The organism is Streptomyces yunnanensis (genome assembly GCF_029011865.1).
In the GTDB taxonomy this organism is placed as follows: Bacteria; Actinomycetota; Actinomycetes; order Streptomycetales; family Streptomycetaceae; genus Streptomyces; species Streptomyces yunnanensis.
In genome coordinates, this window is the sequence record NZ_CP095749.1 from 379,198 (window position 1) to 392,164 (window position 12,967).

The 12,967-nt window shown below is 73.9% G+C and carries 8 protein-coding genes; 1 reads left to right on the forward strand and 7 read right to left on the reverse strand.

The genetic code is table 11. From position 1 onward, the window contains the following. Positions 1 to 43: 43 nt before the first annotated feature. From MOV08_RS01720 to MOV08_RS01730, 3 genes are all read right to left on the reverse strand, one after another. Positions 44 to 814 (reverse strand): sulfite exporter TauE/SafE family protein, encoded by a 771-nt coding sequence (locus MOV08_RS01720; RefSeq protein ID WP_039628927.1) that lies wholly within the window; start codon positions 812 to 814, stop codon positions 44 to 46. 156 nt (positions 815 to 970) lie between these two features. Further along, the gene (locus tag MOV08_RS01725) at positions 971 to 2,335 is read right to left on the reverse strand and encodes an MBL fold metallo-hydrolase (protein ID WP_275305877.1); all 1,365 of its coding nucleotides are present in this window, start codon (positions 2,333 to 2,335) and stop codon (positions 971 to 973) included. A 356-nt stretch (positions 2,336 to 2,691) separates the two neighbouring features. Next, on the reverse strand, positions 2,692 to 8,535 hold the full coding sequence (locus MOV08_RS01730; RefSeq protein WP_275305878.1) for a WD40 domain-containing protein: 5,844 nt from the start codon (positions 8,533 to 8,535) through the stop codon (positions 2,692 to 2,694). A gap of 194 nt (positions 8,536 to 8,729) precedes the next feature. Here MOV08_RS01730 and MOV08_RS01735 point away from each other — a divergent pair, with 194 nt between their 5' ends. Then, on the forward strand, positions 8,730 to 9,917 hold the full coding sequence (locus MOV08_RS01735; protein WP_275305879.1) for an ArsB/NhaD family transporter: 1,188 nt from the start codon (positions 8,730 to 8,732) through the stop codon (positions 9,915 to 9,917). Between the two features lie 14 nt (positions 9,918 to 9,931). Here the strand turns inward: MOV08_RS01735 and MOV08_RS01740 are convergent, their stop codons facing one another. The 4 genes from MOV08_RS01740 to MOV08_RS01755 all read right to left on the reverse strand — a co-directional run bounded on the left by MOV08_RS01740 (position 9,932) and on the right by MOV08_RS01755 (position 12,921). Further along, positions 9,932 to 10,774, reverse strand: a complete 843-nt coding sequence (locus tag MOV08_RS01740; protein WP_275305880.1) for an inositol monophosphatase family protein — start codon at positions 10,772 to 10,774, stop codon at positions 9,932 to 9,934. Further along, a complete protein-coding gene (locus tag MOV08_RS01745) occupies positions 10,755 to 11,414 on the reverse strand; it encodes a hypothetical protein (RefSeq protein WP_275305881.1) in 660 nt (219 codons plus the stop codon). The genes MOV08_RS01740 and MOV08_RS01745 overlap by 20 nt, the downstream gene beginning before the upstream one ends. A 19-nt stretch (positions 11,415 to 11,433) precedes the next feature. Continuing rightward, on the reverse strand, positions 11,434 to 12,384 hold the full coding sequence (locus MOV08_RS01750) for a hypothetical protein (RefSeq protein WP_239009880.1): 951 nt from the start codon (positions 12,382 to 12,384) through the stop codon (positions 11,434 to 11,436). A 195-nt stretch (positions 12,385 to 12,579) separates the two neighbouring features. Next, complete coding sequence (locus MOV08_RS01755) at positions 12,580 to 12,921, reverse strand: hypothetical protein (RefSeq protein ID WP_275305882.1); 342 nt, start codon at positions 12,919 to 12,921, stop codon at positions 12,580 to 12,582. Between the last annotated feature and the right edge of the window lie 46 nt (positions 12,922 to 12,967).

Sequence of the window (12,967 nt, forward strand, 5' to 3'; positions counted from 1 at the left end):
GCCCCGGGCCGGCTCTGACCCAGCGGACCGACCCCGGTCCCGGTCATGTCGGCCGACCCAGTCGGGGCAGCGCGTCGACGAGCATGAACGCCGCCACCGTCAGCAGCACGAGTGCGAAGAGCCGCTGCAGGCCGCGGCCGGAGACCTTCGCCGCGAGGCGTTTGCCGTCCCAGGCGCCCAGGATCGCCGCGGCGGCGAACGGGCCGACGACCGCCCAATCGAGGGTGACCGTCGAGGCGGCGCGGGTGGCCAGCGAGGCCAGGGAGTTGACGCTTATCACCAGCAGGCTGGTGCCGACGGCGGCCTGCATGTCGAAGGCCAGAACGGTGACCAGGGCCGGGGCCGCGAGGAACCCTCCGCCCACACCCAGCAGCCCGGTCAGGGCCCCCAGTCCCGCTCCGACGCCCGCCGCTTTCGCCGGCCGCGGTCGACGGTCCCCGGTCGACTCCGACGGGCGGGCCGGCCGGAGCATCCGGGCCGCGGCCAGCATGGCGATGACGGCGAAGGCCAGGGTGAGAACGGCCTGGGGCAGGTGCGCGGCGGCGGCTCCGGCGAGGGCGGCGGGCAGGATCCCGGCGACCGCGAAGGCGACGCCGGTCCGCCACCGCACATGGCCCGCGCGCGCATGGGCGTAGAGCGCGGTCAGCGAGGTCGCGGTGACGATCAACAGGCTGGCGGTGGTGGCCGCCGCGGGGGTGAACCCGAGCAGGTAGACCAGCGCGGGAACGGCCAGGACGCTGCCGCCGCCCCCGAGGGCGCCGAGCGCCAGGCCGACCAGGGCCCCGGCGAGCAGGGCCAGGAGCAGGGCGGTCACGAGAGCGGTCCGCTCCGCCCGCAGGGCTCCGGGACCGGGTGTCGTGACGGCGCGCCGACGCCGGTCGGAGCGGGCGCCGGTCGGGGTATGTGGCGGCCGTCCGGGCCGCGGCGGAAGTGGAGCATGACGTGCCTTCGCGTGAGGGGGGGCGGGAGTTCAGGGGCGGGCGAGCGGGAGTCCCGCTGCGGCCGCGGCGGCGAAACCGTCGTCGACGGCGACGACCTGCCGCCCCGCGGCGTCGAGCAGGGAGGCCGCGATCGCCGCGCGCATGCCACCGGCGCAGTGCACCCACACCGTGCCGTCCGGCACCTCGTCCAGGCGGTGGTGGAGCTGGTGGAGGGGTATGTGCGTCGAGCCCTCGACATGCCCTTGAGTGCGTTCGGAGTGCCGGCGCACGTCGAGGACCACCGGACGCGCGCCGCGGGTCAGTGCGGCGGCGAGGTCGGCGAAGGTGGCGCGCGGGAACGACGCGAGCGCCTTGCCCTCGGGGACCCAGCGCGCCGGGGTGCCGATGGCGGCCGCGACCGGTCGCTCGATGCCGACGCGGACCAACTCCCGCTGCGCCTCGGCGATCTGTCCTGGTGTCTCGGCGAGCAGGGTGACCGGTTTGCCCCAGGGGATCAGCCAGGCCAGATACGTGGCGAGCTGGCCCTCCCCCTCGAAGTTGAGCGACCCGGCAACGTGCCCTTCGGCGAACGCGATCCGGTTGCGGAGGTCCACCACCCACTCCCCCGCCGCCAGTCGCTCGGCGATCTGCGCGGCGTCGGCGAGCTCGGGCGGAGTGAGGTCGAGCGGGGCGGGGCCGGCGGCGTTGGTCGGGCCCATGTGCACGTAGTAAGCCGGTATGTCGTCCAGACCGGCCAGCAGTCGGGCGACGAAGGTGTCGGCGTCCAGGGTGAGTGCGTCGTTGGTCCTGCGCTCCTGGCCGATCGTGGTGGGGCTCCCCTCGGCCTGGGTGGCGGAGCAGAAGCTGCCGAACCCGTGGGTGGGCAGTACCGACACCTCGTCGCCGAGCTGATCCGCGAGCCGGTGGGCCGAGGCGTGCTGGGCACGGGCCAGCCGCTCGGTCAGTCGAGGTTCGACCAGGTCCGGACGGCCTACGGCGCCGATCAGCAGCGACCCGCCGGTGAAGACGGTCACCGGGCGCCCCTCGTCCTCCAGCGCGTAGGACGTGTGGTGCGGGGTGTGGCCCGGTGTGGCGATCGCGCGCAGCACCAGTCCCTCGTCCACGGTGACGGTGTCGCCGTCGGCGACCGCGGTGCGGGCGAACGACACCTGCGCCCGGGCCGGGACCAGGTAGTGGGCCCCGGTGACTCGGGCCAGTTCCAGCCCACCGGAGACGTAGTCGTTGTGCAGGTGCGTTTCGACCACATAGGCGAGGCGCACTCCGCGACGGGCGGCGGCGGCGATCACCTGGTCGATGTCGCGCGGCGGGTCGACGGCGACCGCGGTCCGCGGCCCGCCGGCCAGATAGCTGCGGTTGCCCAGGCCCGCGATCTCCAGGGTGTCGACGAAGTACACGGTGACGGCTCCTTCCGGATGAGGTACCCCGGGGGGTATTTCCTTCACCCTAACAGAGATACCCAGGGGGGTATTCCGTGGATGCGGCATCGCCTGTGCGTCCGTCCCTCACGACGGACGGGAGGAGAGCGCGACCTGCGGCGTCCGCGCTGGATCCGGAGGGCCCACAGCCCGCCGGCGGACATCAGCAGGTGTCGCCGAACATCAAGTGCAGCAGCGATCGATACAGCGACGATCGGCCCGTTGCGGACGCGGCCGGGCCCTGATGAGTGGCCCCGTTCACCGGGGCGGGAGCGGGCCGGACGCCCCATGCGCCCGGCCCACCGCGGCGGCGCGGTCCGTCGCGTCCCGCGGTGTCACAACTCCGCGTCGAGCGGAAGGCGGTGAACGCCCGGAAGGTACTCGTCCAGTTCGCCGGGGGTGAAGCGGGCCATGCCGACGACGTGCCAGAACTCGCCGTCCACCTCGCCCTCGTACTTGTAGCCGCCCTCGGGGGTCAGCGCCGCCCAGCCACCGGGGACGCCGAGGAGCGTGGCGTGCGGGGTGGGCGGGCCGTCCGGTGCGGGGACGTTCCACAGCCGGACCGTGCCGTCCTCGCCGCCACTGGCCAGGCGGGTGCCGTCGGGGCTGAAGGCAAGGGAGAAGACCCGCCCGGTGTGGCCGGTGAGGCGGGCGAGGCGAGTGCCGGTGCGGGCGTCCCAGAGGCAGATGACGCGGTCGTCACCGGCGGTGGCGAGCAGTGGCAGCCGGGGGTGGGCGACGGCCGTCCAGAGCCGTCCGTAGTGTCCGGCCAGCACGTGGCGGGGGGCGCCGTCGCGCCAGATGATGGCGGTGCCGTCCCAGGAGGCACTGGCCAGCCAGTCGTCGCCTGCGCCGAAGGCGACGGCGTAGACGCGGTCGCCGTGGCCGTCGAGTTCGGCCGCCAGACGGCCGCTCTCCTGCTCCCACAGGCGGACCCGGCCGTCGTCGCAACCGGTGGCGAGGGCGGTGCCGTCGCCGCGGAAGGCGATGGAGCGCACCCGGCCCCGGTGCTCGGAGAGGGTGGCGAGGTGAGCTCCGGTGGCGCGCCACCACAGGCGGACGGAGTCGTCGTCGTTGGCGGTGGCGAGCAGTGTGCCGTCAGGGCTAAACGCCTCGGCCCAGGTGTGGTCGGTCTCCACGTCGATCTCGCGGAGGTACTCACCGGTCACGGCGTTCCACAGATAGACGTCGCCGTCGTTGCTGGCGGTGCCGAGTATCGGGCCGGCGGGGCTGAAGACCGCGGAGATCAACCGGTCACCGCGGCCGGTGAGTTCGGCGGTGCGGCGGCCGGTGCGGGCGTCCCACAGGCGGACGATGCCATCGTTGCCGCTGGTGGCGAGGCGGGAGCCGTCGGCGCTGAAGGCGACGGTGTTGACCCGGCGGCCGTGGCCGCGCAGGATGCGCTTGCCCTGGCCGGTGTCGGCGTCCCAGATCTGGGCGCCGCCGTCGTTGCCGACGGTGACGAGCTGACTGTCCTGCGGGCGGAAGCGGCAGGCCCAGGCGGAGCCGCGGTGTTCGACGGGCTGCTGGCGCAGCAGGCTGATGGCGCGGTGACCGCCGGAGAGGGCGACCCGCCACAGGCGGACGGTGCCGTCGCTGTCGCAGGCGGCGAGGAGGCGTCCGCCGTTGCCGAACATCACCTGGTAGACGGCGCCGGTGCAGCGTTCCAGGGCTCCGGCGGGGGCACCGACGACCGGGTCCCACAACCGGACCTGGCCGTCGGTGTCGCCGCTGACGAGGAGGGTGCCCTTGGGATGGAAGTCGAGGGTGTAGACGCGTCCGGTGTGGCCGGTGAAGGTGTGCAGCAGGCGGCGGTCGGCGAGACGCCAGACGCGGACCGTGCCGTGGCCACGTCGCCGCCGGAGCCCGTCGCCGGCCTCGGCACCCCGGTCGCCGGTGGCCAACAGAGTGCCGTCCGGGCTGAACCGGGCGCGGAACACCGCGCCTTCATGGCCGTCGAGGCTGCCGGTGCACTCTCCGGTGCGGGTGTCCCAGATGCGGAGGTTGGCGGCGGCGTCGCCGGTGACGAGGGTGTGCCCGTCGGGGCCGAACACCGCCGTGTAGACGGGGGCGGTGTGGCCGGGGAGCTGGTGCAGCGGTTCGCCGGTCGCGGTGTCCCAGAGGGTGACCAGGCCGTCGGCGTCGCCGGTGGCGACGACGGTGCCGGCTTCGTCGAGGGAGACCGGCCAGACGCCGCCGGGGTGGACGTCCAGGCGGTGCAGCTGGCGCCCGGAGACCGGGTCCCACAGCCGCACGGTGCCGTCGGCGCCGCCGGTGGCCAGGACCCGGGAGCGGAACTTCACGGCGTAGACCCGGCCTTCGTGGCCGTGCAGGGTGCGCATCGCGCGGCCGGTGTCGGCGGCGCAGACCAGCACCCCGCCGTCCTCGCTGCCCACCGCGAGGAGTTCGCCCTCGGGGCTGTACGAGAGGGGTTCGGGCAGCCGGCTGGTGCGCATGTCGAAGCCGTACGGGACACCGACGGCGGCGGGGCGGAAGCCGACCTCGACGGGCATGCCGGGGGCGAGGGCGGCGGTACGCAGTTCGGGGGCGGCGCGGACCTGCGGGTCGGTGAGCGGGTCGATGAGCGCGGCGCGGTGCCAGCGGCTGCGGGTCAGGCGGGCGCCGCGCAGATCGGCCCGGGTGAGCCGGGCGCCGCGCAGGTCGGCACCGGAGAGGTCGGCGTCGGAGAGGTCGGCGTGGTCGAGGCGGGCGCCGTTGAGACGGGCGTCGCGCAGCACGGCGCCGGAGAGGTTGGCGCCGATGAGGCGGGTGTCGGTGAGGTCGGCGCCGGTGAGATCGACGCCGGAGAAGTCGCGGCCGGAGAGGTCCTCGCCGGAGAGGCGGGCGGCGCGCAGGTCGGCGCCGGCGGGGACGCGGAGCCGGTCGATGACGCGGACGGCGTTGGCGCGGGCCGCGTCGCTGACGCCGGGCCCGGGGGCGTTGAGGACGGTGCGGACCCAGGCGGTGCTCAGGTCGTGGTCGGCGAGGTCGCAGAAGAACTCGACGGCGAGGGCGCTCAGCGGGCGGGCGGCGAGCAGGGTGCTGTCGCCGTCGGCGAGGCGGTCGGCGGCCTCGCGGGCGATGAGCCATTCGACGACGGAGCCGTGGATGAACTGGAACAGGCCGTCGTCGGTGCGGATCAGCAGGCTTCCGGCGCCGATGGCCTGCGCACTCTCCTGGGTGGTGAGGGTGGTGCCGGCGAGTCCCGCGAGGGCGGCGGCGACGGTGTCGGTCAGCTCGTCGAGGTGCAGACCGTTGCGGCCGGTCTCCCACAGGCGGCGGGCGAGGGCGGTGACCGCGGCCCAGAGGTGGTCGAGGGTGAGGCCGGGGGCGGCTCCGGGGCCGCCTTGACCGCGGCGCTCCTCGTGGGCGAGCCAGGCGGTGAAGACGTCCTCGTAGAGCCGGGCGGGGCTCAGGGCGCGCCCGGCGCCGGCGACGGCGCGCAGCTGGTCGGGGTCGAGGTCGGCGACGAAGCTGAGCAGCCGGGGGTTGGCGCACAGCGCGAGCAGGTCGGGGATGTTGCCGAGGAGTTCGAAGCGGCGGTCGGCGGTCTCCTCGTCGCCGTAGCGGTTGACGAGGTAGGCGCGGATCTGTTCGGGGACGAAGCCCTCGACGGCGAGGATGCGGCGCTGTGGGAGCAGGCCGACGCGTTCGCCGAGTGCGGTGAGGATCTGGTCCTGCGACTTGAAGTGCTGGGTGCGGCTGCTGACCACGATCTTGGCGTTGTCGACGGCGGCGTTGAGGAGCACCTGGAGGTGGTCGGCGGCGCGGTCGTAGCTGACGCGGTTGACGAGTTCGTCGAAGCCGTCGAAGAGGAGGACGACGCGGCCCTGGCCGAGCATGTAGCGCAGGGCGCGCAGGTCGATGGTGTCGACGTCGTGGCCGGCGAGGTGGGCGGCGACGAGCCCTTCGAGGCTGTGGGCGCGGTCGAGGGTGTGCAGCGGGATCAGCAGCGGAGTGAGGTGCGGGAGGCGTTCGGGTATGCGGCGGGCCAGCTCGCGCAGGGCGAAGGTCTTGCCGTGTCCGAAGTCGCCGAGGAGCAGCATGAAGCGGCCGTGGTCGGTCTCCAGGAGTTGGAGCATGGCCTCGACGAGGTGGTCGCGCTCGTCGGCCTCGGAGCGTTCGGCGTCGCGGTAGCGCTGTGGGAGGTAGAGGTCGGGGGCGTAGCGGTCGTCGTTGCTCAACCGGGCGGTCTGGGCGGTGACGTAGCCGCGCAGGTCGAGGAGGCCCTGGAACTCCAGGAAGCTGCGGACCCGGACGCCGCGGCGCCCGGCGCGTTCGCGCAGGGACTGCGCGGGCGGCGGGCCGTCGTGGACCAGTTCGGCCTCGGAGCCGGTGTCGGTGGCGTGCGCCTGGGCGAGGAAGCGGTCGAGTTCGGCGTCGGTGGGGGTGCCGGGGTGGACGGCGATGCGCTGTTGGCGTACCACGCCCTCGTCGCTCCAGGTGACCATGAGCTGGGCGAGGTCGTCGGGGGCCGCGCGGGGCACGTCGCGGAGGCGGACGCCTTCCTGCCGGGCGCGGCAGACCTCCTTGACGCGTTCGGCGAGGGAGTCGACGGGTTCGTCGACGGCGCGGTGGTCGGAGGGCGGGGCGGCGGCGGGCGGGGTCACGGGCTCGCCGGGCGGGGTGAAGATCCGTCCGGCGCCGTGCCAGGTGACGGGGAAGGCGGCCGGTTCGGTGCCGCCGGCGCCGGTCCAGCGGGTGACGCCGTCGGCGGTGACGCGCAGCAGCTCGAACCCGGCGGGGGCGGCCGGACCGTACAGCGGCAGGCTGCCGTTCTGGAGCGGGAGGTGGTCGTGGGACGGCTCGCCGCCGGTGGTGCGGGGTCCGCCGCTCGGGCCGTGCAGGACGAAGTGCAGGCGGGGCGCGGCGAGGCGGGTGAAGGTGTCGACGTCGCGGAGCGTGCCGGGGCCGCCGGGGGCGTCCTGGGGGCGGCGGCGGCCGGTGAGCGGGTGGCGGAGCGCGCCGATGCGCAGCCAGCCCTCCTCCTCGTAGCCGCGCAGTGCCTCGGCGAACCAGGCGGCCTGGTCGCGGCCGAGGAAGCCGTACTGGTCGTCGGGGCGGTGGCTGGCGGCGATGGAGGAGTTGAACCCGGCGACGACGGTGTGGAGTTCGGGCACCGGGAAGAGGGTCCAGGGCTGGTCGCTGTCGAAGACGGTGTCGAGGCCCTCGTAGAGGCCGCGGAACAGGCGCGTGTAGTGGCGCCACTTGGGCCAGTACGGGGGCTGCGGCGGGACCTCGTCGGCCTCGCAGGTGTGGAAGTAGCCGCGGCAGGCGGCCTGGCTGACGTCCTGGTTGCCGGGGACGACCACGACGCGCTGCGGCGGCAGGTCGAGCTGGGAGCGCAGCCCGGTGAGGAAGCTGAGGGCCTGGTCGCATTCGCGGGGGCTGCCGGACGCGGTGAGGTCGCCGGTGACGACGAGGAGGTCGGGCGCGGGGGCGCCGGCGTCCTTCAGCTCGACGAGGTCGCCGCGGATCTCCCGGCGCAGCGCGTCCGGTTCGCGGCCGCGGCCGAAATCGGGGCCGGCGAGGTGCAGGACCGTCAGGGCGCTCTGGTCGCGGGCCGCGCCGGGCGCCTGCGGGTAGCGGGGCGCGCGGGCGGGGCGGCGGCGGCCGGACCAGCCGGTGCGGCCGAGCGGACGCTGCCGGTCGTCGGGGGTGCCGGGCCCGGGCAGTGGGAAGGAGCCGCTGGCGGTGACGGAGCCGGGGTAGCCGGGGCGGCGACCGGGGCGGGCGTGGCCCTCGACGGCCTGGCCGACGCGGGTGAGCAGCATGCTGCGGGCGGTCGCGGCGTCGGCGACGCCGACGAGGTCGACGTAGGTGATGGTGGCGAGGAGGCCCTCGATGGGGATGTCCTCGACGCGGACGGTGAGCAGCTTGCGCTCGGGCTCCTCGGGTTCGGCGCGGAGCGCGGCCTGCCATTCCATGCGGCCGTAGGTGGAGCGGCCGTAGTGGCCGGAGAGGACGGCGATGACGGCGACGGATTCGCTGACGCCGCGGTCCATGAAGTCGATGAAGTTGGTGCCGGCGACGAAGTCCCACGCCTGGATGACGGTGCGGTACCCGGCTTCCTCCAGGGTCCACGCGATCCAGGACGCCCATTGTTCGTCGGCGGGCGAGTAGCTGATGAAGAAGTCCAAGTCACGTGTCCGGCCGAGCAGTTCCCCGTCAGTCACCATGTCCCCATCGTAGGAGGTCGGGGTGCGGCGGGGCAGGTGGTTGAAGGGATGACACGTGGGATTTCGGTCAACCGGCGTGGGGGTCACGGACGTTGGGGCGCGGACGGGCGGCGGTGGGCGGCTCGGGCACGGGCCGGTCCCGATCTTCCCCCTCTCCCCCGCCCCGTCCGGCCGTGTGTGCGACGCTGTCGGGCGTGCGATTCCTCAAGCGTCTGCATCCCCTGGACTGGCTCGCCGCCGGGCTGCTCGCCTGCGGCCTGGTGTGCGTGGCCACGGGGCTGCTGCCGGCCGCGCCCGCCGGCGACGCGATGGCCCGGATCGGGCCGCTGCTGGTCTTCCTGGCGACGGTCATCGTGATGGCCGAACTGACCGGCCGGGCCGAGGTGTTCGACGCGGTGGCGTCGTGGGTGGCGCGGACCGGGCGAGGCAGCTATCCGCGGCTGTTCGGGCTGTGTGTGCTCTTCGCGTCGCTCACCACCATCACGCTGAACCTGGACACCACGGCGGTGTTGCTGACGCCGGTGATGCTCGCGCTGGCCGGGCGGGTGGGCATCGCGCCGGTGCCGCTGGCGATGACGACGGTCTGGCTCGCCAACACCGCGAGCCTGCTGCTGCCGGTGTCGAACCTGACGAACCTGCTGGCGTCGGACCGGGTCGGGCTCTCCCCCACCGCGATGGCCGCGACGATGGGCCTGCCCCAACTGGCCGCCGTCGCCGTGACGATGGCGTGCCTGTGGGGCTTCTACTGGCGGCGCGGGCGGCGGGGCTCCGACGGGTACACACCGCCGGAGCGGCGGGCGTCGGCCGATCCGCTGCTGTTCCGGGTGTGCGCGTTGGCGTGTGCCGGTTTCCTGGTGGCGATCCTCGTCGTGGACGTGCCGCTGTGGTCGGCGTCGCTGACCACGATGCTGATCGTGGTCGTCGCGTTCGCGGTGCGGCGCCCGGCCGCGTTGCGGTGGTCGCTGGTGCCGTGGCGGCTGCTGGTGCTGGTGCCGGGGATGTTCCTGGTCGTCGAGACGGTGGACGCACACGGGCTGGACACGCTGCTGACGGCGGCGGTCGGGCCGGACGGCGGCCTCGGCGGCATGCTCCGCTCGGCGGGCGTGGGCGCGGGCCTGTCCAACGTCCTCAACAACCTGCCGGTCTATATGGCGGGCGAGGCGGCGGTGCCGGTCGGCAACCACCATCAGTTGCTGGCGCTGCTCATCGGCACCAACGTCGGCCCGCTGGTCACGCCGTGGGCGTCGCTGGCGACGCTGCTGTGGTTCGAGCGGTGCCGCGGCCAGGGCACCGTCATCCCGCTGCGGCGCTTCATGGGGACGGGGTTCGTGCTGGCCGTGACGGCGACGCTGGCGGCGACGGCGGCACTGGCGGTGGGCTGACCGCCGGCCCCCGCTCAGGCCGCCTGTGCGGCGGCGACCACGTCGAGCAGGTAGGTCAGGGTGTCGCCGCGGGCGGCGACGAAGCTGCGGTCGCTGTCCGGGCCGGCGGAGCACACCGTGAAGGGGCCGCCGGCCAGGGTGCGGAACTCCACGCCCGCCTCGGCGGCCAGCAGGGCGCCCGCGGGGAAGTCGATGCCCTCCGCGCAGTAGCCGACGAAGCCGTCGATCGCGCCGCGCGCCAGCATGCTCCAGCCCAGCAGCGGCGCCCACAGCTGGAGCACCCGCCGGGTGCGGCGCTCCAGTTGGCCCCGCAGTCCCGCGGCCACCGGGTCGGCCCGGTCCACCGCGTGGCCCTGGGTCCAGGCCACCACCGGCCCGCTGCGCGGCACCGCGCCGGACGGACCCGGCAGCCGGTGCGGGCCGCAGGACGCGCCCTGGCCGCGGACGGCCCGCCAGGTGGCGCCGGTGACCGGTTCGTGCACCACTCCGACGACCGGCGCCCCGTCCACGCACAGCCCGATGCCGACGGCGTACACGGTCAGGCCGATCGCGACGTTGTTGCTGCCGTCGAGCGGATCCACCAACCAGGTGCGGCTGCCCACCGCGTCGAGGAGGCCCGCCTCCTCGGACAGGATCCGGTCGCGCGGGAAGTGCGTCTGGAGGCGGGCGAGGATGAGCTTCTCCGCGGCCAGGTCGAGGTCGGTGACGACGTCGCCCGCGGCGTCCTTGACGCCCACCGCGCGCGCCGCGCCGAACCGGCCGTGCAGCAGGGCCCCGGCCTCCTCCGCTGCGGCGACGGCCACCCGCGTCTCGCTGGCGTACGGTGCGGCGTCCCGGTCACTCGCGCTGCTCGGCATGGATCCTCCTGAGTGCTGTGCGGACGGTCCGTTCGGTCTGTTCCGCGCCGCACAGCCGGCGCACCGTACGGTGGCCGCGGCCGTGCAGGGGGCCCAGGGAGAGGTCGGTGTGACCGGGCAGCGACCGGCCGAGCACCAAGGTGGCGGCGGGCTGCCCGCGGGTGACGACGGTGGCGTGGAACTCCCCGGCCGGCAGGCTGTACGTCTCGCCGCTGCCGCTGGAGGCGGCGGGGCCCGGTTCGCAGCGCACCAGGCGGGTGGTGGGCCGCAGTTCGTCGACGCCCGAGGGGGCGCTGAAGACCTCGAAGATCCGGTGGGTGGGGGTGCGCGCCTCGTCCGTCACGGTGACCGGGAGGTTGCCGACCCGTCCGTAGAGGACGTAGCTGCGCAGCTCCCAGCTGTGGGCGTGCATGGGGGCCGCGGTGGGGTCGGCGGTGGTGCCGGTGCCGAAGAGGTGGACGCAGACGCCGCGGGCGCCGTCGCGGACGAGCGGCAGGCACAGGAAGCCGAGCGGGTGGCGGACCGCCCGTAACTCCCTTTTGCCGCAGGCGATGTCCTCCAGGGCGCCGGTGACGCTGGCGCGGGGTGCCTCCCGCGGGGTGCCGGGCCGGAGCAGTCGGTCGAGCGTGTCGTAGTCCATGAGCCGCGCCCGAGGCGTCTCACCTCCGGTAGGGGTCCTCAGCGTGCAGGGCTTTCTCGATGATCTCCGCGACGTCGGCGTCGCTGAACACCGAGGGAAGGGGGAGGTCGACGTCGTCGAAGACCGCGCGGACCTCGTCGACGGTGGGCTCGTCGCCCAGGGGGGCGACGCCGCGCAGGTCGAGGCGGACCGCCTGTTCGCGGCTCTGGTGCAGTTCGGTGACGTAGTAGTCGTAGAGCGGCTGGTCGCGGGCGACCAGGAGGTTGACGCGGTTCGGGTCGTCCTGGGTGATGACCAGGCAGGACTCGGAGAGGTCGAAGCGGAGGGTGGGGACGCCCGAGGAGAGGTGGACGCTGATCTCCAGGGTGTCCAGCCGCTGGCGGAACCAGCAGGCGGCCAGGACCGTGGCGTACGCCTCCTTGCGGGTGCGGTCGGCGGTCCAGGCGTGCGCCGACTCGTCGTTGCGGCGGCGGGCGAAGGTCTGGCGGAAGCGGGCGTAGGCGGCGCAGGTCTGCTCCTCCGCCGGGTTGATGATGTCGATCTTGATGCTGAGCTGGGAGCGCTGGCGGGTGGCGGCCTCGACGCACCGGGGCAGCGTGACGGCGCGCAGATATGTGCCGGTACCGCCCTTGAAGTACCAGCGGTTGGTCTGTGCGCGGGCCCGTTCCAGCGCGTCGCCGACCTGGTCCCCCGAGAGGGAGCGGACCATGGCGAGGTCCTCCAGGGCGCGACGGGTCTCCGCGGACGCCCCCTGGATGTCGGACTTGCGGCGCAGCCGCTCCGTCATCGTGCCGACCGCGAGCGTGCCGAGCACCAGCAGCGTCGCGCCGGACGACACCTTGTCGCTGATGACGTCGCCGAAGACGTCCATCAGGCCGATGGTCAGGCCGAGCCCCACGGCGATGAGCCCGTCCAGGTTTCTGATCGCCCATGCGACGACGAACTCCACCCGCCCCACACGCTGTCCCACGTCGAGTCCCCCTCCCCGTTCCCTGGCATCGTAGGAGCAACGGGACAGCTCTGGCCAGGGTTGCCTGGCAGTTGCAAGATCCCTCCTGCGCAAGGGAGTTACCGCGCGGGGCCCCTGACGTGGCATCGGAGCCCGCCGCCGGGCAAGCGGAAGCCCCGGTATCGAGCCGCGACTCGATACCGGGGCGCTCTGCCCTTACTTGTGGAAGGCCTCGTTGTTACAACCCATGCTGGAGCCCAGCTTGGTCTCCTGCGCACCCGCGGCGCCCTCGCCGTTGAGCGCGTTGCCCAGCGCGCCGTCGAGGACACCGACCGCACCGAGGATGTCGATGTTCAGGTCGTGCGAGCGGCACTGTGTGCCCTGGGAGACGTTGAACATCCCATCCTTCCCACCCTTCTTTCCGCCGTCCTCCCCGTCGCTGGAGAAGGAGCTCGTCCCGCCCTGGTTTCCGCCATGGGCGTTTGCGGTGCCGGCGCCGAGGAGGCCAACGCTGCCCAGTACGGCGATCACAACGGCGGCCTTACGAAGCTTGCGCATTTCATCTCCGGTAGGTCGAACGGAAGCGATCAGAAGTTGATCGACT

Bases quoted from the DNA above. Each gene is read 5' to 3' on its own strand.
- MOV08_RS01745 (WP_275305881.1), bottom strand. From the start codon at position 11,414: ATGGACTACGACACGCTCGACCGACTGCTCCGGCCCGGCACCCCGCGG.
- MOV08_RS01730 (WP_275305878.1), bottom strand. From the start codon at position 8,535: ATGGTGACTGACGGGGAACTGCTCGGCCGGACACGTGACTTGGACTTC.
- MOV08_RS01755 (WP_275305882.1), bottom strand. From the start codon at position 12,921: ATGCGCAAGCTTCGTAAGGCCGCCGTTGTGATCGCCGTACTGGGCAGC.
- MOV08_RS01740 (WP_275305880.1), bottom strand. From the start codon at position 10,774: ATGCCGAGCAGCGCGAGTGACCGGGACGCCGCACCGTACGCCAGCGAG.